The organism is Apilactobacillus ozensis DSM 23829 = JCM 17196 (genome assembly GCF_001435995.1).
Classification (GTDB): Bacteria; Bacillota; Bacilli; order Lactobacillales; family Lactobacillaceae; genus Apilactobacillus; species Apilactobacillus ozensis.
In genome coordinates this window covers 55,906-79,124 of record NZ_AYYQ01000035.1, presented here as the reverse complement: position 1 = coordinate 79,124, position 23,219 = coordinate 55,906, and the positions used below count along the sequence as shown (strand labels likewise).

The window sequence follows — 23,219 nt, the reverse complement described above, 5'->3', positions numbered from 1 at the left end:
CAGGCATTTGTCCCACATTTATACAAACTGGGTCACACGTTTATAGAATAAGTTTTATTAATAATTATTTTATGTTAACATAAAATGGTTAAATTAACTTTGGAGGACTATTATGAAACTTAGAAAAATTTTGGGATTACTAACGCTTCTTTCTATTGTATGTATATTAATGACAGCATGTAAAAAAAGTTTAGCAGGTCATTATGAAGCTAATGATAGTGATTATAGCTATTTAAATGATTCAGTGGACTTAAATAAAGATGGAACTATTAAATATGTACATAGAAGTACTAATAAAAAAGAAAGTGGAATTTACGAAACTTTTGAAGGAACTTGGAAACAGGATGGAGACACACCATATATCAAAATAGATATAAAAAATGGAAATTATGACGAATATAGCGCAGGAAAACATTTAACGGCTAAAGTTTCAGATAATAAATTTACCGCTGATCATCAATCTGGCTGGGATAATAACTTAAGCTTACCTAAAAAATAATAAAAAATGCTCCTATTTTAGGAGCATTTTTTATTTATAAAAGCATTGAATGGCCATACCATGAGAACTTAAATCAACGTTGGATAATAACCTAATAGGTAGATTGTTCACCTTACTATATAAATCACTATATTCATTGAATGACATTCTAACTTTGCCTTTGTTATAATCTTCTAGAATATTTTGAATCTGGCGGACAAACTTACTGCGGGAAGTCGCTGCGTACCCATTCTCGCTACAATAACGGGTATAAGCAATATAAACCGCTTTAGTGCTAATCCGTGCAACATCCCATTGCCTAAACTCTTCATCCACGAACTCCTTAATTGGATCGTTCTCCTTTTCAAACTCATTTAAAGCTTGATTAGATACATCGGGAACAATGAACTTATCAAAGTCTGAATACACGTTCAGAGCTTTAAATAATACATATTCTAAGACATCAGCACGCTTTAAGTAAATATCCTTAATCTTCCAGTTATCTGAATTGCCTTGATAATGTTGACGAAATGGCACAATCAACATCCGACGATACGTTCCACCCTTATTACTAAAGTGCGGTAAGCCATTAAAGGATTGAATGACAGTCGGAGTTAGTTGAGTGGTAAAACTATCCTTGCCCTTATACTCAATATTAACCACATCCCCCGTTACCACACTATTAAAGTTGCTACTATCACGAATATAGCCACTCGGGTTATCATCGCCAATACAGACCGATTTACCCATTAAGCGTGACATCGCAAAACGTTCGCCAAATTCATTCACTTTAAGCGTGGCCACGTTATGTTGACCGACTAGATTAGCTATCAAGCTCTGAAACGTCCCCTTACCACTGTTACCAAGTTCGGAGTTTAAGAGAATCGCTTTACGACGTGTATAGTTTCCATTTAAAGCATCGGCTAAGACTTGCCAAAATAAAGTCTCTACTTGCTTATCCACGTTACCTGCTTCATCTTTAGCTAAGTTCATCAACCAACTATCAACATCCCATCCATCTAAATTAGGGGTATTAGCTGGTTCATTGTATTTAGCATCATAACGAGTACTAACTTTACTGGAAAAGACGTGAGCAGGCGTATATGGTTCTAGCTGCTTGGTCTTTAGGTTAAAAATCCCGTTACCAACTGGAATTAAGTCCTTGGTGTGTTCTGGTTGACGAATTTCTGTAATCAACATTTCAATCTTGTTGAGAACTTCGCCAATCCCCTTACTACTATAGTTCATGTACATTGCATTGATTAAACGACGGATATAATCATAATTACGTGTGTACAGCCCAAACCACGGACTGCGTTCATCACTTACATAGACGGCCACTCGTTCACCCTCATCAATTGAAAAACGTGTGAAGTGAAAGTATTTCAACATGATTTGCGCACCATTTAAATAACTTAGCTTACCATCCCTACTCTGTTGTACTAACCTTTTCGCATCCCTACATGCTTGTTGTAATTCATCAAAGTTTTCGGTATGAATGACTTGGTGGGGCTTGTTAGCAATACTTTTAAAGATTGCTTTCATTTCACTAGGCTTAAGGGATGGTTGCACATAGTTATCATTAATGTGGTTGAACCATTTCCATACTAATGTTTGATCTGCACCTGTAAAAAATAACTTTCCTAATATCTGCACCATTTGAGTATTACGTTGTCCCTGCTTAATTCCATGAATATACATGTCCGTGAGCTTTAACAACCAACTATGAGCCTTAACATTGATGTTATCATCCGTAGTTGGGGATGCTGGTTGCCTTGCTTTAGTTTCAATAGACTTAGTAATCAAACGCTTTAACCATTTTGGCATCGGTGGCACCGTGGTATTGATTAATAACTGGTCGTTAGCGGTTTGTCGATAGCCAGCACTCGGATAAATAATTGTCGACGTGGTCTTAACTTCAATCGCCCCACATTTATCCAAACTTAGTTGACTTGGTACATCAATCTCCAAATCATTTAGATAGAAAAAATGTATCCCTTGATTAGGGGTTATTTCAATAACAGAGCTATCCATTTTATAACCAGCTAGTTCTTTATCATTTAACCACTTCGTACCACTCAACTGTTGGTCGTGATTATCCACATCAATCACGATTAAATTACTCTTGCTAGGGTTTATCGCTACATCATATAAAACATTTCCATCTGCTTGCGGTTGAAACCACTCCGTTAGTTGTTCAATATCATTGGTCGCTTGATTCAACATGTCCTTAATTGCTGGACGTTTCGTGCCTTTAATCAATGGATAAAGACAAATTCCATTACTAGATAGTGCTTGAATGTATTCCCAGGTAGCCATGTGCGTACCCCTTTATTTAATTGTATTTTTTGATATAATAAAGGGTATAAAAGCCTTATACCTGAAGACTTATCAGACCGTTACTCGCCAAAGTAAAACGGTCTTTTTTTATACCCTAATTTATCCATTTTGTAACTTCCTTGTTAACATCCCATTCCCCAACGACATGTTTTTTATTGTGCTAATAAATATTTATTAATTTCTTGCTTGTTAAAAAATACAACTTCCATATCATCTAGATAATGGACGGGCAAACCTTGCGCCATAAGTTTCGCTAATGACTGTGGACTAATCCCTAACCACTTAGCAGCTTGTTTCTTACCTTTAAGCCAGGGCGTGTTTAGATTAACCTTATCTTCCGCATTCAAGATTGCTTGATGCATTAGTTCTTGTACATAGTTGTAAAAAGCAGTTTCTTGAGCTGGTGGGAGTTTAAATTCCATTAAGCACGCTCCTGCACAGTATTACCTAACATGTATTGATCAAGTTGTTGTTTATCGATACGTTTGACGTTTCCTACCTTGATAATTGGTAATCCATTCTCAATCATTTTCTTTAATGTAATGTAACTGTTGATATCCAAATACTTCATAGCTTCCTTGTATTTCAAGTAACGTGCATTGTTGTTCATAATAAATAGCCTCCAAATATTTTTCAAGACGATTTGTCTTGTTGATGAGATTAATAATATACAAAATATTTTCGGCTGTCAAGACATTTAGTATTGAATTGTGCTATTTTTTGTTATACTCTTATTAAGCGAGGTGTTAAATATGTACAATAGATTACGTGAAGTCCGTACAGATAAAGGGATTTCCCTAGCTAAACTGTCAGACGAATTAAAGAAAAAAGAAAATTTAAATATTTCAGCCGATGCGTTGGCTAAATATGAACGTGAAGTCCGTGAACCTAAGTTATCCACTTGGAATGCATTAGCTCATTACTTTCAAGTTAGCATTACTTATATTCAAGGGTTGAGCAATGTTCGCCAACCTGAAAATGTTAACTTAAGCCAACTTTCTACGCGTGAATTAGAAAATATTCAACAAGAGCGGTTATATGCTCAATGCAAACAATTAAGAAAATTATTTCTAACTACTAATGAATCCGATTTACCAGATAAAGAGTTTCAACAAATCGATGAGGAATTTAAAAAAATTGAACGATCTATTATTAATAATGACCGCACAGATAGTAGTTCTGTGGAAACTATGTTATTCATTTTAAATGGAGTCTTTATCGCTTTTGTATCTAGTCGCCATTGTAATAGAAATGCTGGTAACATAACCGAAAAACTGCTAGATGACGTGTTAGAGTTATATAATGATGATGGAAGTTTAAAAAAATAATATTATGTAAGATTAGAAGAAATGGACTATTTTCCATATTTAAATGGTTACGTAATTAAACACGTTTAGTATATTAAATTTAATATTAAAATAATAACTATAAATACATACCCAATTTCCCCAACGATATAAAAAGGGATGTATAGAATGGCAAGTATTAAAAGTTATAAAAATAAAAATGGAGATAAACTTTACCGAATACAACTTTATGGTGGTTTGAATCCACAAACTGGTAAGGTTCAAAGAATCAACAGACGTGGTTTTAAGAGCAAAAAAGAAGCCACCCTAGAAGCTTCAAGATTAGAGCTTGAAGTCGCACAAGGTGGCATTCAGAAAGAAAATAATATTAAATTTGAAGAAGTATATCACCATTGGTATCAAGCATACATTAATACAGTACGTGAATCTACTTATGCTCGAACTGATGCAATGTTTAATAATCATATCTTACCAGCATTTGGCAATAAACGCATTCGCACAATTAAGATTAATGAGATACAAAGAGCTGTTAATCAATGGTTCAAGCTCGCCCCTAATAACTTTAAAAAGTGGTTTAACTACACTTCTAACGTCTTTGACTACGCTATTAAGGAGCAATACATTAAAGACAATCCTTGTAAGCTGGTAAACATCCCTAAGAAACAAATTGCTTATGGAGATAAACCAGCAAACTTCTGGGATAAGAATCAATTATTAAACTTTTTTAGTTACATTTATCCAGATAAAGAACTAGAAAAGTATACCCTATTCCGTGTATTAGCATTTGCCGGCGTTAGACGTGGTGAATGCTTGGCACTAACCTGGGATGATATCGATTTTAACGAGCAAACTATCCGTATTAATAAAACATTGACACAAGGGCTTAAAGGTAAGCAAATCGTACAAGCTCCAAAAACACGTAAAGGTCGCAGAACTATTAAAATGGATAAGTCTACAATGGACTATTTAGAGCAATGGCGATTATCACAACGTAAACGCTACTTGATGCTTGGATTTAATACCTTTCAGAAAAGTCAGTTAGTGTTTGCTTCTAGCACTAACAATCATAAGTGTTTAAATACACCTGCTAAATGGTTAAAGAAGATTATTAAAGAGCATAACCTAACTAAAATAACCGTGCATGGTTTCAGACATACACACGCATCCGCCCTATTTTCCGCTGGTGCATCTATTAAAGAAGTTCAAGAGCGATTAGGTCATGAGGACATCCAAACTACAATGGATATTTATACCCACGTTACTAATCAACAAAACCAAGAAGCTGTAAATAAATTAGTTAAATATCTCAATTTTTAGGTCAATGGTAGCCAATATGGTAGCCACCAAACAATTAAATATGTAAATACAGTCCTATGGATAGCGGTATTAAAGCATTTGTAAAGTTGTGGTGTTCAAAACCCGCCGACTCCATTAGCCAACAAAAAGCTGATATAACTAACGGTAATAATCGTTGTTATATCAGCTTTTTTATTATTTTTAGTACTAATAAGTAAACAAATGGAACAATTAAATCTTAGTTGTTTTCTTAGTTAGTATTAGTTATTTTCTTAGTTAAAAAAACACATAAATAAATTATATCTGGGGAATGATATGTCAAGGGGATGCCATTAATTTAGCATCCCTTTTTGGCATTAGACGTGGTGAATATTTGTCACTAACCTGGGAGGTCTAAACTGCTATATTAAGTTGCTTTTTTATTTACTATCAAAGTGTCATAATAAGAAAGGTTGTATATATTTAAATGGAGATTTTTAATATTTTAATGATAATAATAATATTAGTTACTATTGTTAGTGGATATTCCAAAGGGGTTTTACAAAATTCGAAACTATTTTATTCATTAATGTGCTTACTTATAATATATGGATTTGTAAACACATTTTACTTCATCTCAATACTAGTGAATAAATGATGTAATTCTATTGCTATAATTCATTTTTATTAATAAGTCGCTTGCCCTATGTTAGGGAAAGCCCATGATATTAGTTATTTATGTTCTCCATTTGGGAAAAGTAGCATTAAATAAACGAATTCACAAAAATATTTAGGTTTTGTAAGGCTTTTAGCGACATTAAAATAAAATATATTAATAGTAGTAGATACACGATTACGTTATTTAAGTACAAAAAAGAGTGTATTTATTAAGCTATTTTATATATAGAGTATGATTTACAAACACTGTTTTAATGTATGTCTAAAGACATTTCCTATAAATATTATGATAGTGTCGTGATTTACGACTGTATTAGAATAATTATAACCAAGGATAAAGTACCAGGCTATTTCTTAAATTAAAACTTCTAATTTGTATTTTTTATTTGTAGCTATATAATTTAGATAATATTTATTAAGGAAGTAATAATATGCGTAAACTAAAAGTCTTAATTTTTGTACCATTGTCATTTATTTTATTTTATTTAGTTTCTTACCATGCTAGTGCTAATACGAATTCAAATAATAATTTAAGTTTTAATATTGAAAACGTCTCTAAACACTTTGTATCAGGTACTACAAATAAATACACTAATGTTAATGTTTTAGGCAAAAATATTAGAAGTAACACCAAAGGTTATTTTAGAATTTATTTAAAAAACAGTATTCGCTATAACAAACTAACTAAATTCCATTTAACTAAAAATAAAATGAGCAAAAATGTTTATGCCAGATTGTATAGTACCAAAGGCATTAATATTAATACTGTTGCTAAAGCTACTAAGTATGCTAGCTCTATTATTACTGGTAAATCAGCTCATAACTATATTTGGGGCGGTACTTACGATAAAAAAAGCAAATCTTATATAGTTAGACCAACGAACTTTAAACTACAATCTGAAGGTTTTACTGGAACTGGTAATATTTACAGTGTTCATAAGAACGGAATTATTTATGATTATGATTTTTAAAAACTAAAAAACACTTTAAGTTAAGATGACTATCAAAAGTTGGATAATAATATTCAACACTTGATAGTCATTTTTTAATTAATTAAAAGCCAACTTCGGTTAAGTCAAATATTTTAAGGCTATTAATTAGAATAATGTTTAATTTCAGAAACTTAATAATAATAGTAAATAAATTGATTATAGATATTGTGCCAATTCTTAACATAAACTTTAATAAAGAATGTAAACAACTTAATAAATATGACTAAAAGTATGAATATTGTATTACCTAATTTGAGTTTAAAAGACCTTATAAAGGATATCATAACAGTTAATACAAGGGTTTATTTTTTACTTATCTAAATAAAAATTAATATTGTAATTAATAATAATTAAAATATTTATATTTAAGAAATTTCACTTAACCTTGTACATTTCCTCAAACAAATTTATTATCTCCTATAACCTAACGTAATAGTCAATATAAAAACGAGTTTTCGTTAAGTAAATTTACCGTTTACTTTATAGTTAACTTAATAATCACGAACTAGTAGGTTTGTATTAAATTACGTCTTTATGTATAAAAACTTTTATGAGTACAATATTATCAGATTAAAATTAAGTTTTAGGAGAATAGTAATGGAATTTAAAGATAAATTGAAGCTACTCAGAGAAAAAAGAAATTATACTCAATCAGAATTAGCTAACAAACTAGGTACTTACAGAATTAAAGTATCCAGTTGGGAAAACGGAAATAGCTATCCAGATATCAAAATGATTGTAAAAATATGTGATTATTTTAATATTTCAATAGATGATATCTTAAATGAAGATAAAAAAATAATTGAAAAATTTAAAAATGATAAAAAGAAGATAAAGTTATATTCATACATAACTATTATTTCTCTATTTGTAATGCTTACTTCTTTCGTATTAATTTATAATTCAATGATAACAGGCATCAACGCTAATGAAATAAAGGTCATAAAAGTTAAAAAAATACCAGTAATCATACACAAAAAGATATACAACAAAATAAGAACAGAAAAGGACTATAAATATTACGTTTATGTAAAATTTAACTCTGCATTTAGAACTTTTGCAGCCAATATCCCATCAATGCAATGCGACTCTTATAAAAGGTATACTACTGCTTCTTTTAAAGCTAAGCATTCTTTAAATATATTTAAAAATCTAAAACAAAATAAAAGAATTCAAAAATTAGAAATACCTACTTATGCTGAAGATGAAGAAGGAAGTCTAAATAAAGGCAAAAACATCTGTATAGTTACCAATGAAAATAAACCACAAAAAAAATATATTATATTGCCATCTAACAAAAATAATTAGAAGGAGTAAAAAGTGAATTTAGGAGAAAAAATTAGAAAACTAAGAATTAAAAACAATATAACTCAATATGATTTGGCAAATAAAATAAACGTTTCTAGAACTACTGTATCTGGATGGGAAACAAATAGAAGTATTCCAGATTTACTAACAATAATGGATATATGTAAGTTCTTCAATGTAAAGATAGACTACCTAATAAGGAATGATAAAATTTTGTTAAAAAAAATTAGTATTTCAAAAAGAAAAAAACATTTATTAATATTAACTACCGCTTTAATAATAACAATGTTATCAATAATGATATGGTTTTCAATTTCATGTTACAATGCTGGGCTTTCAACTATAAAGCCAAGTTCCATAAAAATAATTAAGATTAAGAAAATACCATTTTACTTTAAAGAAAATAAATTAAAAAATATAGAAAAACACAAGGATTATAAATATGATATATATTTTAAGTATAATGGAACTTTTTCATATATAGAATATCCATCAGTAGAAAATTACAAAGATCCATCTGGTAATTTATTTATAAGTATGTCAGCTAGAAATAGTCTAAATATCTTTAGAAATTTAAAATTACACGATAAAACATATAAAGTAACTTTAGGAGCATATCCATACTCTAAAAATATGGGTAAAAGCATCATTATGTATTATCCAGACGAAATTGGAAATAAAAAAATATCGACTTTAAAAAGTAATAGAATATTAATTAACGCTAAAGATAACAAATAACGACAAATTTTTACCGTTATTTTACCTATATATAAATTTTATTAAAATGTCGCCCTACTGTCATACCATTGTCGTGTTAATGTCGTGTACAAAAATCGGCTAACCACTATAATGAAGATATGAATAAAACATTAATTCCTGATTTAAGAAAGCAACATGGGTGGACACAGGAACACCTAGCAACTAAATGTAATCTAAGTGTCAGAACGATTCAAAGAATTGAGGCAGGAGATGATACAAGTTTAGAAACGTTAAGGCTAATTGCTAATGCTTTTAACGTTAAAATAGGCGATTTATTTGAATCCATTTCTGACAATGCTAAAGGAAGTGAAATCAAAACTATGAATGATAAGCAGACTTTACAAATTAAAAAACGTCGAGAAGAAGGCAAATTAATTCGTAATACTATACAAATGATTTTTATTTTAGCAATGATGCTTTTCGGTTACTTATTATCACACTCTAACTATACAAGTGTATTAGGCATTATATGGGTATTCTTATGGCCGTTAGGTTTCTATGCTATCAAATTAATTAAAATATATATTATTGAACCAAAGATGGATAAAAAGTATCCATTAACTCAAAACATTCAATAAATTACCAAAAATATCACCATGATTAATATGATGATAGTTTTTTTAACTACATTTTTAAAAAGCTAATGTAACAAATCTCTGTTATGATATAAGCATTAAGGGGTTGATACAGATAATGAAAAACATCCTAAAATACATTTTTAAAGATGCTATTATATTGGTAATTGTATACATAATACTAGCTAATTTAAAAGAACACTTATTTTTTGGTAATGCGCATGCTAGTGCATGGTTAATAACTTTTGGTATCATGTCTGGTGTTGTATTGATACCAGTTGCTACAATTTCTTGCGTAAATGATATTATCAATGCAAATAATCAACGGTCAATTGACGATGCTATTTATTTAGAAAAATATAAGGCAATGGAAGACATAATAAGTGACATTATTAAAGTTAGAAAAAACGTTAGTAAGATGAAAACTAACTTTTTGCAAGTTAAAGATACTTTCTACGGAGTCTTTGTATTTACAGTAGATAAAGATAATAATGAAGTTGCTATGCGAATGAAGGCTAATTTGGACATGCACTTTGATAATGTTCAATATTTACATAACATTTTATACTTATTAGATATTAAAGATATCAATTTTAATAACAAAGCTAACCAATTAATCAATCAATTATTAAATTATAGTAGCTTAATCAATAATTGCTCCAAAAATGTGCTAAACGGTTATGCTCAAAAAAAATCTAAAGATATCGTTGAACAAAGTGAAGAAGGTTACAAAATAACTAAAGATAATTTAAAAAAAGATGGTACTTTCGGTCAAATTGCAGCTGAATTAAAAAGACTAAAAAAATTAAATCGATAGGCTTAACTAAAAAGCAACAAAGTTAATTTTTATTAACCTTGTTGCTTTTATTTTTCGTATAAATAAAAATCCAAAAATACCCTACTAAAGTTAATATTTCGCCTATAATAGCTAAAGCACCCCATGCAAATTTAATCGAATAGGTATCTGACAACCAACCATTTAAAGACAACGCAATTAGAGTCGCTCCAGCATTAATCGTGTTATTAAAGGAAATCAAAGTATTCCGGTTATCTCCAATAATCACGTTGTGCAACATCGTGTACCTAAAGACTTCATCTAGTGAAGTCGCTAGTACATGCAATAAAAAGAACATAACAGCTAACCATGTTGAATTAATTGACACTGATAGTAACGTTGTAAAAGTCATTATGACACTCAACAAAATCAAAGTTGCAAGTTTATTAAAATGTTTCATAATTATTCCGGATAAACCCGACCCTATAACCCCACACATGTTAACTCCAATTAGTATCCATCCCGTATGAATTGGTTGATGATTAGACTGGAACAATAATTGCCATTGATTGAATGGACCGCTCACAATTAAGGATAGTGGTAAGCCAGCTAAACTCAAAAAGTAAAAATCACGATTTATTTTTAAATTTTGTTTTAACTTTTCAAATTTCAAAGGATTTGTGAGTCTAAAATGTTTTAACCTATTAACATTATTCAATTTAAAACGTTGCAGGCCTTCAGCTTCATTAATCGCAAATGGAATGCACAAAATTAATAAGATACTTCCGGCTAAAATGGGATACCCTAAATTTAAATTAGCTAAGTACTGTGCACCAATAAATCCAGTTAACAATGATAAGATAGTTGAACAAGTTGAAGTAATCGTAAATGCATTTTCCAATTTAAAATGCTTGTCAATTCGTTTAGCTTTATTTACAAACCAAGCATCGAGGGTCCCTGAAAAAAGTGAATCACCAATGCCAGTTAAAATGGCAACCATAATTAAATTAAACACATTGTTAGCAGTAAGAAATAAAATCAATAACCCCAGGCTACGTATAACGCAACTCAACAAGAAAATATTAATATGACCAAAATAATCGGAAAGCCACCCTGATGGCAGTTCAGCTATAAATGTAACTATCCAAAAAGCCATTAAAAACATATTGATTTGAGCATAGGTGTAACCTATATGTCGCATGAATAAGTAGATAGTTCCACTCCAAATCCCTAATGCCGAATTATATATGATGGTTATCATAAGATACTTGATAAATAGTTGATGAGTATTTTTAATGATGTTCACCTACTTGTTAGTTAGTTTTAAAGTCTTTTTAAGGAAAGTATCATAAGATATAGTAAAATAGATATATAAATAATTTTTACAGGAGTTTAATCAAACATGCATAACGAACCAGTTAAACACAATTTAATAACCGCATTTAAATTAATGTGGTCTAATATGTTTTACATCGAGGGAAAAACTAATCGAATTGACTTTTGGCTAGGTGCCATCACGATTACTTTCATAAATCTCATTTTAGGCAGCTTAATGATTATTACTAACGGTAACATTATTACCCAACTTATATTTTCTATTTTTGGTGCATTTAATTTTATCATGTTATTAACTGCTGCTATTCGTAGGTTACACGATATTAATAAAAATGGGAATTTCTTATGGCTAGGTTTAATCCCCATTATTGGCTGGATAATTCTATTAGTTCTATTCATGTTGCCTACATCTGATGATAACCGTCACGGTGTAACTACCAAACCAGCTGATGATAGATGGCAAAGTAAAGGATTTAATTGGATAATAATAATCGTTACAGCTTTATCATTACTAATGGGCATTAAATTAATCGCAATTGCTGCCGGGACACCTCAAAAGCAAGTTGATAATACTAATCCTATCGAATCAAATAAAAAAGAAAAAGATTCCCATAGTAGCAAAAGTTATAATGATGAAGATAAGCAAGACCATGATTCTGATCATGAAGATTCAGATGATAATGACAATGGCCCCGAGCTAATTGATCCCGGTAGTGATGATAGCGATGAATCGTCTGACAGTCAGTCGCAAGACCAAACTAGCGAGTCTAGCCATAATAACACTTCAGATAACCAAAACCATGCATCCGAAAATAGTCAATCTGAAGATAGCAGTTCTGCCAATAGCGACAGTTCCAGTTCAAATAGTTCATCTCAAACTAATGACCAAAATAATAGTCATGACAATAACAAAGATGAACAAAACCAAACTAGTGAATCATCTTCACAGCAAGATAATCAAGAAAACAACAACGACACAGATAATCAAGAACAAAGCAGTCAACAAGCTAAACACGTGAATAATCCAGATCAAAATGATAGTAGTTCAGATAGCAATAACGCTAACAGTGAAAGTAATAGTTCTGAAAGTAGCAATCAATAATAATAAAGCATCTACGATATTTTAATTGTAGATGCTTTATTTCATTAAACTGGTAATTTCATTCAAGGTACGTATATATTCATCAATAATCCAAAAATTATTATCATCAATAATAATATGATTCTGTCTTCTTTCCGGGATTTGATTGGTTTGATTTACAAAAGCATTGGCAATTGCAGTAAGTTGCGATTCATGTAATGTTGGTTTATTATTTTCAAAAAACATTTTAAATTTATTAATGAAAGTATCGGTATTAAATGCTTCAAGGTTAAATAATGGATGAATAATTGAATTATATTTCATATCATAGTTTTTATTATGCTTAATATAATCTTGGCAAACATCACGATCATACTTATTAATTTTATAATATCGATGTGAAAAAATATTGCCACAGCCTAATCTGGAACTTACACTTTTACTAGCAATGTTTGGGTGAGCCGCAATAACAATTCTGTGCACTTCTTGTTTATTATTAACCAAGTTTAAGTTAGGATACTGTTGATTCAATTCATATATTAGCTTAGCAACTGCGCCCTCATGGTCTATTAATTGATGTGCTACATTCGCATTAACTGGTTTTTCATTATTTAAACATATCCGACCAGCATAATTAACTTTAAACATTGGATGATTAACATCTCGAGGAGCATAATTTTTTATTTCAACAATGAAAATACCTTTAACAGTTAAAATCAAGGCATCAATTTGATTATGTTTAGTTACCCCATCACTATAATTTCCATAGTATGGAGCTTTCACATTTTGTAACAAAACAACTTGCTTAGATAGATTATTGGCTCGGATATATTCATTGAAACGATCACAAAAGCGACTTTCACCGTCCATCCCCTTTCTAACGTTTCTAATATCACATTTGACCATATTTAAATTACGTATAAAATATTTTTTTACACGTTTCACATCGACTACCCGATCAACTCCATTCATACTTAAAAGGTTGTTAGTAGTCTGAATATTTTCAAATAGATTTTTACAATCATAGCCCACTTGACGTTCTAAGAAAGCTACATTAGCTGGCTGTCTACGAATGAATTCTTCATTACTAACTCCGTCATCATAATATTTGTTATCGGAATTAGAATTAATAAATAAAAATTGCAACTTGCTGCTTAAATCATCTAATTTATCTAACTTATGCTTTAGGTCAGCATTGCTATTTAAATTCGTATCATCGTTAAATGTGTCATTAAAGTTATAATACTGATTGCTATGGTCAGCATTATAACTATCATCATGCTGATGATAGTCTTTTGAAGGTTGCTGTTGATGCTGGTGTTGCTTATGCTTGTGGGCATTTACCTTGGTGCGCAAAAATTCATATAATATAATTACATCGTATATTAGAATTGCTAAATTCATTAATGATTGTGCAAAAATAAACGAATGGGCTAGATAAAAATACAAGAAAATAATTAAAAATGCGTACCATTTATATTTATGAAATATGATAAACAGAAAGGATACTAGTACGACTAAGTAAAATATCATGGTGTAAATAAAAAAAGTAATTTTAAACAACTCCGTATGTAAAATATTTTATTTATATTGTACTGTAAAGTCATGAAAAAACAAAAAGGCATTTAGAAATTAACAGAAATTTCCAAATACCTTTTTATTATGGTTGAATTCCTGGCAACAACCAATACCCTTTTACTCTCAACATGTCACTAATGATTTTATGTTGAGCTGGACGAACTAATTTATCCGTATCTCGTACTACATACTGGTCTAAATCATAATTGATATGGTTAGCATAGTTAGCAGTTTGAAACAGAATATAAGCTCGTTGAATATGACTTGAACTCGATACTAACGTTACTTTTTGTGCATTCACCGTCTTTAAAATCAAATTAGAGTTAATCGCATTTTGCACGGTGTCACGAGATTTATCTTCTTTTAAAATACGTTGACGTTTAATTCCGTGGTCCACTAGCCATTCAATCATCATACTAGCTTCAGTCGTGGGTTCTTGTGGAACTTGGCCCCCACTCACGATAATCTTTGCTTTAGGTTGAAGTTGGGCTAATTTTAGACCAGCCGCTAAACGGCGCCTTAATTTATCTTTGATATTACCGTGAATCGTTAATGCGGCACCTAATATCACAATATAATGACTTGCATCATCATATAAATTAAGGTCATCTATTGCATAGTTAGGCTGTAGTTTGTAAGCATCTGACACTAAGCCTATTAAAGATTCAATCTGACTAGTTTCAGTAGTATCCATTTGGTCTAATCGACGCATCGATTTATTGAACGCCCGCTCATTATTTTCCATCTGGGCATATAACGCCAAACTCAACAATGAACGATAGTCATTGGCATCGTGATTGATTAAGTATTGCCAAATAATGGCCGCATTGTCTAATTGATTATCCATACGATAGACTGAGGCTAATCCAGCTAAATATTTTTGGTCGCGTGGTGCTAGCTTTAAAGCTTGTTTATAAAAATTAATCAATATCTCGTTATCATACGATCGAGGTTTACCTGAAACTTGGTTAGCTGTAAAAATTGCCGGTTTGTGCCAGTAATTATACTTAATCGCCTTGTCTAGATATTTTAACTTACTAGTTCGATTGTCTAACTTCTTAAGGCGACTTAAAACTGCCCGGTAAGAATACTGGTAATTATAGTTTTGTAAATAGTCACGTGAACTAATCTTGTTCACACGATGACTAGCTCGATTGGGATAAAATAATGAAATTCTTGACTTAGTTTCCATAACAATCACCACCATTTCTTAGTTAATGTAGTTACATACTATGGCGATTGAAGGTTAAAGTAAATAAAAAAGACTGAGCTTATCAGTCTTTTAAGAAATTAGTAACGTAAATGTAACTTTGTAATCTATTTGTTTTGTTTTTCTAAATGCTCTTTTAATGTTTTTCCATTAATATCTTTCCACATAGTTTTACCGTTAGCGGAAGACTTGTATACAATAGCAGCTGCTGAAGAAGGACTACTAAATATATAATCTCTGCAAAAGACTCCATTTTTAATTACTTTGTTTTTTTCTAAATCTAAATACTTATCTAAAAAACCCTGCTTTTTAAAACTAGATGAAAATTCCTTCTTAGATACCTTTGAACCTTTGATAACTTTCAGCCTTCCATCTTTCTCTAAAGTAGCTTTTGCATCGCTATTGCGAGATTTACAATAAAAGATAATGTTAAAAATACTTTCATCAGAAGAAACTTCTTTAATAATAGAATTATTATTAGATTGGCCATTTTTCTTATAGCTATGACGCATATGAAAAATAGGTAATCCTAAAACTCTTATTAACATATCAATGTCTTGAAAGTCGTTAGTAAAATTATTATTGTCTCTCAAACTAATTTTAGATGCACCACTGGGCCTATGATCAGAATATAATTCAATATTATTAGAATTATATATTAAATCATACATATACTTTTCTAAATATAATATCTCATCAGAGCTAAACGAGATATCATTATTTTTGATAATTAAAATAGCTAAATTCCACCAATTTTCTTGAATACGATTATGTTCATTAGTTCTTTTAATAATATTTTTAGCTTGTCCTACATATACTTTAGTATCATAGTTTATATGATTATTTTTTAAATTAAGAAGCAAGTAAACTCCTGAAGAGCTTAAATTAGTATGCTCCTTTAAAACAACATTTATCATGTCTCTTGGAACATAATATGCTATAACATTTCCATTACTATTATAGCCGGCATACTTAAAGTTAAAATAATCGTCTTCATTTGACATAACTACATATATATCTTTTGAACGCAAAATTTCACCTCTAATCATTACTTATTTAACAAAACATTTTTTGCAAGTAACCTTTTTTTAGTTGTTGTAACTTAGATAACTTTTGTTGTTGTAATTCAATTAGTTTGTCTAATTTAAAAAACATTTTTCCTATTTTTTCTTGTTCTTTTATATCAGAAATACACATTTTTATTTTGAGAAAGTCTTTCTCCTTTATTTTAAACTGGCCATACGTAACTCCTTGTTTAAATTTAGACATTTTATATAAAAATAGTTTTAAAGAAGACATGGCATAAATGTAATAAACATTAAAATTATTTTTTATTTTAAAAATACTATAAACAGGGGAAATTACGGCATTACCAGTTCTATTTATACCTATTGATCCAGATAAAAAATTATTTGAGCTATATATAAAATCATCATAGTTAGTTATCTTATATTTTTTATCCATATTTTTAACCAGAGCTTTCCTGTCATATCTATCACTTTTGGGTATAACACCTAATTTTTGTACAAATGACATCAATGGATAATCAATAGATTCTACATGCATATGATTTTTTTCTTTAAAAATATCATTGAAACAAATTTCTTCCCATTCACCACTAAATCCTCTAAAACGCAATCTAGGTACTACTGCTCCTTTTTGTGGGAACATTTTTTGCAAATACCCACGCTTTAACTGCTTGAGCTGCTCAACTTTTTGCTCTTGTGCTTCAATGAGTTTATCTAGCTTACTAAAATATTCGCCGATTTTAGTTTGTTCTTGTATATTTGGAAGTTTTATAGGTAACCGTTTTAAGTCAGAATCTTTTATAGATATTCTATCTGATCTAGCACCAGAATTCCCATTTTTATATACAAAAGAATGCCAATTACTACTATAAAAATAATTGTCTAAAAAATATAAATCGTTATTTTGTGTATTAAAAACGTAGTAAAGTGGTGAAACGATACCTGGTTTGTTTAATTTATTTCTACTAATAGGTCCAAATTTTGCATATTTGGATACTCTTGGATTATAAATATAACTATTTGGATTAGATATATAGTATGAATTAATATTATTAGAATTAGCTATTTTTTTATCAAAAAAACGTTGCTGACTTACAACACCAAATTCAGCAGAGTTAGTGAGGACATTTTTTATTAAATTATCTTTATTTTTTTTATTAACTTTAGAAGATATCTCGCCTAACTTCTTCTCTTCCCATTCACTACTAAACTCTTTAAACCTTAGCTTAGGCACTCGTCCATTATTCTTTGTGTTCATTGCTATTCACATCCGTTTCTACCAAGTCGGCGGTCATGGCATCTAATTCTTGTTGTAATTGTGCCATTTCAGCATCTAAGGCTGCAATCGATTGTTTAACTGCGTCCACATCTATATCTGGTTCTGGTTCAAAAGTATCTACATATCGTGGAATATTTAAGTTAAAGTCATTTTCTTTAATTTCATCATATGTGGCTACGTGGGCATATTTATCAACGTCTTTACGATTTTTGTAAGTTTGAACAATTTTTTCGATATTATCCGCCGTTAAGTTATTTTGATTCTTACCCTTTTCAAATTCACGGGAAGCATCAATGAACATCACATTAGAATCTTGTTTATCTTTTTTAAGCACTAAGATTAACGTTGGAATACTGGTGGAATGGAAGATATTCGCTGGTAAACCAATTACCGCATCAATTCGATTATCTTCAATTAACTTTTGACGAATCTTACCTTCTTTAGCACCTCTAAACAATACTCCGTGTGGTAAGACAATTCCCATCGTTCCATTAGTCTTCAAATGGTATAGTCCATGTAGTAAAAAGGCAAAGTCCGCTTTCGACTTTGGTGGTAATACGCCATAATCACGAAAACGTGGGTCTGCCAGACGACTGTCACTATTATCCCAGTGAGCTGAATATGGTGGATTCATGACTACTGCATCAAATTGATATGGTTCTTCAGTGGGCCAATCTTTATCTAAAGTATCCCCATTGCGAATATCCATATCTTCATATGACACATCGTGCAACATTAAGTTCATTCGCGCTAAGTTATAAGTAGTAGTATTCAATTCTTGACCATGGTATTGAATCAATTTTGGATTATCAACGTGTTGCGCCACGTTCAATAGCAAGGAACCTGAACCTACCGCTGGGTCATAAATCGTACGAATCTGGTCATCGCCAGCATCACGTTGGTAAGTTACAATTTGGGAAATAATATCGGAAACTTGACGTGGTGTATAGAATTCTCCCGCTTTTTTACCAGCATCACTAGCAAATTGGGCAATTAAATATTCATAAGCATCCCCCAAGACATCTCCATTGTGACCAAATAAATCAATACTATCTAGAGCCAACATGGTTTCACTAATGGCTTGATTACGTTGACGTAAACTACTACCCAACTTATTACTATGCAAATCAACATCCGCAAATAAGCCGGCAAAGTCACCATGTGAAGTTTGTTCATTGGTGGAAACTTCTAGATTATGCAAGGCTGCATCTAATTGTTCTAGGGCAAAGTCATGGGCTTTGATTTTTTCAATCAAAGTACTGTATAAATCTTCTGGTTCAATATGGTAACCGTTTTTGTTTAATAGGCCTTTGATGGTAATATCACGCGTTTTATAACCCGCAATTTCATTCTCTGGGTCTAGGTATTGTTGATATTGTTTTTTCAAATCTGCAAAGTCAACATCTTGTAGACGGTTATTTTCCGCAAAAACTTTTAAAGCCTTAGCTGATAAGAAACGATAAAAGATTAAACCTAGTAAGTAATTTTTATATTCGGAAGCATCCATACTGCCACGTAGAGCATTGGCAGAACTCCATAATGCTTGTTCCAATTGGTTTGATTGTTTTTTGTCAGTCATATTAATTAGTCTCCTTTAGACTTGATATTCACTTAATTGAATTTTAATGAATTGTTTAATAGCGTCTTCTGCCTTGGCACTGTATAAAAATGGAATATTCAATTGCCCATCATTTTGAGCTTCAGCGGCAACTGCTAAGTCTCCACTATTAACTAAATCTTGTAAGTGCGGAAAATCATCTTGATCCACGTTCGATTCATTAGCTACCCTCGCTAACATATCAGTATCTAAGCCCCATTGTTGAGCAAAGTTCTGCATTAAACCATTAATTTTATTTTGTCGATAGCCATCAATGTAGGCATCAACATCTTTAGGTGCAACTTGATTGTCATCAATACTCTTTAAAATTTCACGTAGCAGCGCTGCTTGCTTTGGATGGCCGGCTTTATCATATTCATTAATCTTTTCCTGCACTTCAGCTTCGCGTTGAATATATTCACTCATGTTTTCTTGTTGCGCTTCATCCGAATCATATTGCGGACGCAATTTAATCAAACTTTTGATTAATCCCGTAATATAGTCATAATCTACTAAAATAGTGGAACCAACTGATAATGAAAAGTCTAAATTACTTAATTCATTGTTGGCATCATCATTATTTTGATGCTCTAATACTTCTGTTTTAATCCGATTAAATTTACCAATATAATGCTGCAATTCATTTTCCGTTAGGCCTAATTGTTTTTCCATCTGCTGCCAACTAAAATCATTGTACATAGCTAAAGAATTCAGTTGATTACTTAATTTTCTAAAAGTTTTCACAAAATCAATTTTAGCCTGCGTGCCTTTTAAGTTATCAACAGCATCTGCATTGGGGGCAACTGTTCGCAACTGATGCAACACTTCTTTAAAGTCACCCATTGCGTCTTGATACTGTGGACGGACTAACTCTGCATAAGAACCCTCGCCACCATATAAGGCATAGGCGTTCTTTTCATTTTCTTCCGTCGTTGCCGGTTTACGAAAAGTAATGATTTGACCTTCACGTTTATAATCATTATTCTCTAAACGATTCGTTCGAGAATAAGCTTGAATTAAATCAGCATTTTCAAAAATTCTATCCACAAATAACGTATTTAACCTAGGTGCATCAAAACCAGTCAATAATCGACGAACTACGATTACAATATTAATTTCTTTATCTTTATCCAAATGACTATAGCCGGCTTCACGTCGTGCGGTTCGTTTAGCTACATCATCGTTGTACCAACCAATTTCTTCATTGTTATTATGAAAGTTTGTGCCATATTGCTGATTATAATCAGCTAATATGGCGTCCATTGGGGAACGATTTTGGATACTATTGTCATCGTTTTCGCTTAATGAATACGTAACAGCAATCCGTGGCCAGCCATTATCTAAGTCATTTTTAACTAACTGCTTCTTCGCCTTTATTTTTTGATAATAACGAATTGCCATTTCAATCGAGCTCGTCGTTAAAATTGCGTTATAGTTACCATGCCCTAAGCTGGTTTTCCGCGGTCCCTGTTGCAAGATATAATCTACTACCGCATCTAAATGTTCGTCCTTTTCATAAATGGAATTTGGTAGATGTGATTCTTTATCTTTTGGTGACATATTTTTAACAGTCGCTGCAATTTCTAATTTACTCTTAGTATCTAGCGTTCTTCCATAGGCAGCTAATTTATCAGCTTGCTTATTTCCAAGGATTCGCTGCACTACTTCATCCACGTTGCCAATCGTATTAACGTGTTCCACATTGAACGGTAACACTGCGTGGTCTTCCAGTGCATCCCTCAAATTATAGGTATGACATACTTTACCAAACAATTCTTCTGTTGTAACACCCATATCACCCTTGATAGCTTTATGATTTTCCGCAAAAATGGGCGTCCCCGTATAACCGTACCAATTACTATTGACGAACGCATTTTTGATATCATTTCGCATTTGTCCAAACTGGGAACGATGTGCTTCATCAACGAAAAAGCATACCCGCATTTTTAGGACTTGGCTTAATTTCGTATTTTTACCAGCTTCCATGGCCTTACGTTCTTTATTCACTAAACGTGACATTTTTTGAATCGATGAAATTAAAATTTTGCCATCATTTTTCAGTAATTCTTTACGCAAATTACCAGTATTTTTGGCATCTTTGATTTCCATGTCATCATTTTTAGCATACGCTTGAAAGTTACTATTGGTTTGATTATCCAAAGCCTTACGGTCAACTAAAAAGACGACGCGGTCAACAGCTGGTTGTTGGGCGGCTAATTTAGCTGTCTTGTAAGAAGTTAGCGTCTTACCAGAACCAGTAGTATGCCAAACAAAACCATTTTCATGCTTTTTAATTCGTTGCATAACCGCTTCAATTGCGTATATTTGATATGGACGCAACAATAATAACTTTTGCCGCTCTTCATCAATTGCAGTGTATTCACTAACAACCTTATGTGCCATTGGAATGTTTAATACTTGTTTTGCAAAGTCCATCCCGTTTTGCACGGGTTGATTATGCTTGTCACGCCAGTTAAATACAAATGAACGGTTGAATTCATCTGGCTTACAATTAGCAAAATAAGCACTACTTTCCGGACTCATAATGACGAACATCTGAATCAAAGAATAGATTCCGTCATATTTATTTTCTTTAGCATATTTTTTAATTTGGTTAAACGCTTGATAAATACTTACGCCACTTTTTTTCAATTCCAGTTGAATTAAGGGCAACCCATTAATTAATAAGGTTATATCAAAGCGGCGGTCTTGTTCATCGCCTTCTACTAATCCACGTGGTCTAACGGCCTGACGTACGATTTCATAACTAGAATTACCGCCCGCCACGTCTGCTTTCCAAAAAATCTTTAAGGGTACATAGCCTAACTTAGCATCGTCTCTTTGAATCTCTAACTTACCGATTCCATTTTCTGAATCTAAAAGTTTAGCGGCTTCATAAGGACTATTAACCTGTGAAATAATATTTTTTACTCGTGCAAATTCTTCATCAGTTAATGGTTGTTGTTTTAATGCCGCCCAGTTATTATGGTTTAATTTATCACGAAAATTATTCCATAAATCATCTGGAGTAGCTTCATATAAGTCTTTTCGTTCTGTCCACTGATTACTGTCAGTGGATAGTTGCTTTACAATCTGTTTTTCAAAATCTAGTTCTGCCAATTTATCAATCCTTAGTTAATTATTATTAATTAATTGTATCATAGGAAATATGTAGAAAATTGTAAAAATAGAGAAGTTCACTATTAATGAACTTCTCTATTTTAAAATATTACCGTAAACCCAATATTTAATGGTTTTATTATGCTTATCATTGATATAAAAGCGATACCAATTATAGCGAGTTCCTTGCGTCGCCATTAAATCTACATGGATTGTATTATTTTTCAAATTAATTTTATCAATGCTTTTAGATTTAATGTTTTTTATATTTGTATTCGGAATATGATTGTAAACGTTGGCCCTTGTATATTTATTATTTAGGTTAAAGCTACGATTTATTTTATGGTATGAAATTCTACCTAATAAATTATTATCTGCCTTGGCTACACAAGTAAAAAATACCATTGATATAAAGAATATTGAAATTATTTTAACTGTTTTAATCATTTTAAATTAACCTCCCAAAATATAATATCATAAAAAATATGTATAAATATGCTACAA

Annotated in this window: 20 protein-coding genes; 9 read left to right on the top strand and 11 right to left on the bottom strand. The window is 31.3% G+C overall.

Annotation, left to right across the window (positions count from 1 at the left end):
- Window positions 1-112 precede the first annotated feature (112 nt).
- On the top strand, window positions 113-499 hold the full coding sequence (locus tag FD06_RS05835; protein ID WP_056966710.1) for a glycoside hydrolase family 43 C-terminal domain-containing protein: 387 nt from the start codon (window positions 113-115) through the stop codon (window positions 497-499).
- A gap of 30 nt (window positions 500-529) precedes the next feature.
- On the opposite strand, the gene FD06_RS05830 is transcribed toward FD06_RS05835, so the two are convergent.
- From FD06_RS05830 to FD06_RS05820, 3 genes are all read right to left on the bottom strand, one after another.
- Complete coding sequence (locus tag FD06_RS05830; RefSeq protein WP_056966709.1) at window positions 530-2,797, bottom strand: phage/plasmid primase, P4 family; 2,268 nt, start codon at window positions 2,795-2,797, stop codon at window positions 530-532.
- Between the two features lie 173 nt (window positions 2,798-2,970).
- The gene (locus tag FD06_RS05825; RefSeq protein WP_054657026.1) at window positions 2,971-3,240 is read right to left on the bottom strand and encodes a hypothetical protein; all 270 of its coding nucleotides are present in this window, start codon (window positions 3,238-3,240) and stop codon (window positions 2,971-2,973) included.
- Window positions 3,240-3,428: a MerR family transcriptional regulator gene (locus FD06_RS05820; RefSeq protein ID WP_054657028.1), complete on the bottom strand. Its 189-nt coding sequence runs from the start codon at window positions 3,426-3,428 to the stop codon at window positions 3,240-3,242. Before FD06_RS05820 ends, FD06_RS05825 begins: the two co-directional genes overlap by 1 nt.
- 142 nt (window positions 3,429-3,570) lie before the next feature.
- Between FD06_RS05820 and FD06_RS05815 the strand changes: the two genes are divergently transcribed.
- The 7 genes from FD06_RS05815 (at window position 3,571) to FD06_RS05785 (ending at window position 10,529) form a co-directional block, all read left to right on the top strand.
- Complete coding sequence (locus tag FD06_RS05815; RefSeq protein ID WP_056966707.1) at window positions 3,571-4,146, top strand: helix-turn-helix domain-containing protein; 576 nt, start codon at window positions 3,571-3,573, stop codon at window positions 4,144-4,146.
- A 147-nt stretch (window positions 4,147-4,293) separates the two neighbouring features.
- A complete protein-coding gene (locus tag FD06_RS05810) occupies window positions 4,294-5,442 on the top strand; it encodes a tyrosine-type recombinase/integrase (RefSeq protein WP_056966705.1) in 1,149 nt (382 codons plus the stop codon).
- 1,067 nt (window positions 5,443-6,509) lie between these two features.
- Window positions 6,510-7,049: a hypothetical protein gene (locus FD06_RS05805; protein ID WP_056966703.1), complete on the top strand. Its 540-nt coding sequence runs from the start codon at window positions 6,510-6,512 to the stop codon at window positions 7,047-7,049.
- Between the two features lie 618 nt (window positions 7,050-7,667).
- Complete coding sequence (locus tag FD06_RS05800; protein WP_056966701.1) at window positions 7,668-8,378, top strand: helix-turn-helix transcriptional regulator; 711 nt, start codon at window positions 7,668-7,670, stop codon at window positions 8,376-8,378.
- 12 nt (window positions 8,379-8,390) lie between these two features.
- Window positions 8,391-9,116, top strand: a complete 726-nt coding sequence (locus FD06_RS05795; protein WP_054657633.1) for a helix-turn-helix transcriptional regulator — start codon at window positions 8,391-8,393, stop codon at window positions 9,114-9,116.
- Between the two features lie 119 nt (window positions 9,117-9,235).
- Window positions 9,236-9,715, top strand: a complete 480-nt coding sequence (locus FD06_RS05790) for a helix-turn-helix domain-containing protein (RefSeq protein WP_056966699.1) — start codon at window positions 9,236-9,238, stop codon at window positions 9,713-9,715.
- A 115-nt stretch (window positions 9,716-9,830) separates the two neighbouring features.
- Window positions 9,831-10,529, top strand: coding sequence for a hypothetical protein (locus FD06_RS05785; protein ID WP_056966698.1), 699 nt, complete (start codon window positions 9,831-9,833; stop codon window positions 10,527-10,529).
- A 22-nt stretch (window positions 10,530-10,551) separates the two neighbouring features.
- On the opposite strand, the gene FD06_RS05780 is transcribed toward FD06_RS05785, so the two are convergent.
- Window positions 10,552-11,748: an MFS transporter gene (locus FD06_RS05780; protein WP_156403103.1), complete on the bottom strand. Its 1,197-nt coding sequence runs from the start codon at window positions 11,746-11,748 to the stop codon at window positions 10,552-10,554.
- 141 nt (window positions 11,749-11,889) lie between these two features.
- Here FD06_RS05780 and FD06_RS05775 point away from each other — a divergent pair, with 141 nt between their 5' ends.
- Entirely contained in the window at window positions 11,890-12,924 is a 1,035-nt protein-coding gene (locus FD06_RS05775; protein WP_054657646.1) for a DUF805 domain-containing protein, read from the top strand.
- 36 nt (window positions 12,925-12,960) lie between these two features.
- Here FD06_RS05775 and FD06_RS05770 read toward each other — a convergent pair whose 3' ends face one another.
- From FD06_RS05770 to FD06_RS05740, 7 genes are all read right to left on the bottom strand, one after another.
- Window positions 12,961-14,307, bottom strand: coding sequence for a nuclease-related domain-containing protein (locus tag FD06_RS05770; RefSeq protein WP_056966693.1), 1,347 nt, complete (start codon window positions 14,305-14,307; stop codon window positions 12,961-12,963).
- Between the two features lie 256 nt (window positions 14,308-14,563).
- Window positions 14,564-15,673 (bottom strand): YdcF family protein, encoded by a 1,110-nt coding sequence (locus tag FD06_RS05765; RefSeq protein WP_056966691.1) that lies wholly within the window; start codon window positions 15,671-15,673, stop codon window positions 14,564-14,566.
- A 125-nt stretch (window positions 15,674-15,798) separates the two neighbouring features.
- Entirely contained in the window at window positions 15,799-16,722 is a 924-nt protein-coding gene (locus FD06_RS05760; protein ID WP_056966689.1) for a DUF4357 domain-containing protein, read from the bottom strand.
- Between the two features lie 25 nt (window positions 16,723-16,747).
- Window positions 16,748-17,977 carry a restriction endonuclease subunit S gene (locus FD06_RS05755; protein ID WP_056966687.1) on the bottom strand — a complete coding sequence of 410 codons (1,230 nt, stop codon included), beginning with the start codon at window positions 17,975-17,977 and terminating at the stop codon, window positions 16,748-16,750.
- Complete coding sequence (locus tag FD06_RS05750; protein ID WP_056966685.1) at window positions 17,961-19,577, bottom strand: type I restriction-modification system subunit M; 1,617 nt, start codon at window positions 19,575-19,577, stop codon at window positions 17,961-17,963. The genes FD06_RS05755 and FD06_RS05750 overlap by 17 nt, the downstream gene beginning before the upstream one ends.
- 15 nt (window positions 19,578-19,592) lie before the next feature.
- A complete protein-coding gene (locus tag FD06_RS05745) occupies window positions 19,593-22,715 on the bottom strand; it encodes a type I restriction endonuclease subunit R (RefSeq protein WP_056966683.1) in 3,123 nt (1,040 codons plus the stop codon).
- Between the two features lie 96 nt (window positions 22,716-22,811).
- The gene (locus FD06_RS05740; protein WP_054657662.1) at window positions 22,812-23,162 is read right to left on the bottom strand and encodes a hypothetical protein; all 351 of its coding nucleotides are present in this window, start codon (window positions 23,160-23,162) and stop codon (window positions 22,812-22,814) included.
- Window positions 23,163-23,219 lie beyond the last annotated feature (57 nt).

Bases quoted from the DNA above. Each gene is read 5' to 3' on its own strand.
- FD06_RS05750 (WP_056966685.1), bottom strand. From the start codon at position 19,577: ATGACTGACAAAAAACAATCAAACCAATTGGAACAAGCATTATGGAGT.
- FD06_RS05765 (WP_056966691.1), bottom strand. From the start codon at position 15,673: ATGGAAACTAAGTCAAGAATTTCATTATTTTATCCCAATCGAGCTAGT.
- FD06_RS05780 (WP_156403103.1), bottom strand. From the start codon at position 11,748: ATGATAACCATCATATATAATTCGGCATTAGGGATTTGGAGTGGAACT.
- FD06_RS05755 (WP_056966687.1), bottom strand. From the start codon at position 17,977: ATGAACACAAAGAATAATGGACGAGTGCCTAAGCTAAGGTTTAAAGAG.
- FD06_RS05830 (WP_056966709.1), bottom strand. From the start codon at position 2,797: ATGGCTACCTGGGAATACATTCAAGCACTATCTAGTAATGGAATTTGT.
- FD06_RS05800 (WP_056966701.1), top strand. From the start codon at position 7,668: ATGGAATTTAAAGATAAATTGAAGCTACTCAGAGAAAAAAGAAATTAT.
- FD06_RS05815 (WP_056966707.1), top strand. From the start codon at position 3,571: ATGTACAATAGATTACGTGAAGTCCGTACAGATAAAGGGATTTCCCTA.
- FD06_RS05825 (WP_054657026.1), bottom strand. From the start codon at position 3,240: ATGGAATTTAAACTCCCACCAGCTCAAGAAACTGCTTTTTACAACTAT.
- FD06_RS05770 (WP_056966693.1), bottom strand. From the start codon at position 14,307: ATGAATTTAGCAATTCTAATATACGATGTAATTATATTATATGAATTT.
- FD06_RS05785 (WP_056966698.1), top strand. From the start codon at position 9,831: ATGAAAAACATCCTAAAATACATTTTTAAAGATGCTATTATATTGGTA.
- FD06_RS05740 (WP_054657662.1), bottom strand. From the start codon at position 23,162: ATGATTAAAACAGTTAAAATAATTTCAATATTCTTTATATCAATGGTA.
- FD06_RS05775 (WP_054657646.1), top strand. From the start codon at position 11,890: ATGCATAACGAACCAGTTAAACACAATTTAATAACCGCATTTAAATTA.
- FD06_RS05790 (WP_056966699.1), top strand. From the start codon at position 9,236: ATGAATAAAACATTAATTCCTGATTTAAGAAAGCAACATGGGTGGACA.
- FD06_RS05805 (WP_056966703.1), top strand. From the start codon at position 6,510: ATGCGTAAACTAAAAGTCTTAATTTTTGTACCATTGTCATTTATTTTA.
- FD06_RS05810 (WP_056966705.1), top strand. From the start codon at position 4,294: ATGGCAAGTATTAAAAGTTATAAAAATAAAAATGGAGATAAACTTTAC.
- FD06_RS05835 (WP_056966710.1), top strand. From the start codon at position 113: ATGAAACTTAGAAAAATTTTGGGATTACTAACGCTTCTTTCTATTGTA.
- FD06_RS05820 (WP_054657028.1), bottom strand. From the start codon at position 3,428: ATGAACAACAATGCACGTTACTTGAAATACAAGGAAGCTATGAAGTAT.